The organism is Microbacterium sp. zg.Y909, from assembly GCF_024626565.1.
The window spans coordinates 1-1,204 of the sequence record NZ_JANJFJ010000668.1 but is presented as its reverse complement, the minus strand read 5'-3'; the positions used below and the strand labels follow the sequence as shown (position 1 = coordinate 1,204).

Genomic DNA, 1,204 nt, shown 5'->3' with positions numbered 1-1,204 from the left:
AACCGGCTCCCCAAGAGTCCTCTCGGGCCTCTTCGTCGGCCCATGCCCGGGACCGGTCGGCGAGCAGCTTCGGTGCGCGCGCCGCTTCTTCTTCGGTGTCGAACGGACCGGCGCGATCGACGGCCGGCGACTCGTATCCCCGCTCGACCTTGCCCGTGGTCAGGTTGTACCAGAACTTCTCTGCGCCGCTGCTCATGTTCCGCTCCTTCGTGGGTGTGCGAGCCCGATCTTACCGAGGGCCTCCGACGGCCTGGATAGGCTGGAGTCATGAGCAATGCGATCACGGCAGTCGGGGTGGACATCGGCGGCACCGGCATCAAGGGCGCCCTCGTCGACCTGGAGTCCGGAGTTCTTCTGAGCGACCGTGTCAAGGTCCGCACGCCCGCCGGCGCGGAGCCGGATGACGTGCTGGCTGCCGTGCGACAGGTGCTGGACACGCTGGGCGTCAGCGACGCCGAGATGCCGCTGGGCGTGGCCTTCCCCGCCATCGTCAAGCACGGCCGCACGCTGTCCGCGGCGAATGTCGCCGACACATGGATCGGCTTCGACGCGGAGAAGTTCTTCGAGGAGGGTCTCGGGCGCGAGATCCACTTCGCCAACGACGCCGATGTGGCCGGCGTCGCGGAACTGCGCTTCGGCGCGGCGCGCGGACAGGCCGGACTGACGATCCTCACCACCCTCGGCACCGGCATCGGGTCGGCGATGATCCACGACGGCGTGCTCATCCCGAACTCGGAGCTCGGCCACCTGCAGCGCGCCGGCGAGCAGACCGACGCCGAGGCCTACGCCGCGTACTCGGCGATGGAACGCGAGAACCTCGACTGGCCGCAGTGGGCCGCTCGGCTGCAGTGGTACTACAGCCACGTCGAGTTCCTCTTCAGCCCCGACCTCTTCATCGTCGGCGGTGGCGTGTCCAAGCACGCCGACCAGTTCTTGCCTCTGCTGGATCTGAGGACCCCGATCGTGCCGGCGGTGCACCGCAACAATGCGGGCATCATCGGCGCTGCGGCTCTCGCGCTGACGACGGCCGGGGCGGATGCCGTCGGCGGCGCCGCCGATTCTCTCGCGGACACGGTCGCGGGCTGAGCGGAGCGAATGGGCCGGCCTGTACGCCGGGTTCTGTTCGGGGGCCGAAGCCCCGTCGACGGTCATCTCTCTCGGCGACACGTTGCCGTGCCGCTCCAGCGGCCTACCCGGGGACTCG

At 69.4% G+C, this 1,204-nt stretch carries 2 protein-coding genes; one reads left to right on the top strand and one right to left on the bottom strand.

All coding sequences use genetic code 11. From position 1 onward, the window contains the following. On the bottom strand, nt 1-196 hold a 196-nt coding region (locus NQ160_RS23995; RefSeq protein WP_257517480.1), incomplete at its 3' end, for an SPOR domain-containing protein. A 71-nt stretch (nt 197-267) separates the two neighbouring features. Between NQ160_RS23995 and ppgK the strand changes: the two genes are divergently transcribed. Beyond that, the gene (gene ppgK / locus NQ160_RS23990; protein ID WP_257517479.1) at nt 268-1,086 is read left to right on the top strand and encodes a polyphosphate--glucose phosphotransferase; all 819 of its coding nucleotides are present in this window, start codon (nt 268-270) and stop codon (nt 1,084-1,086) included. Nucleotides 1,087-1,204: the final 118 nt, after the last annotated feature.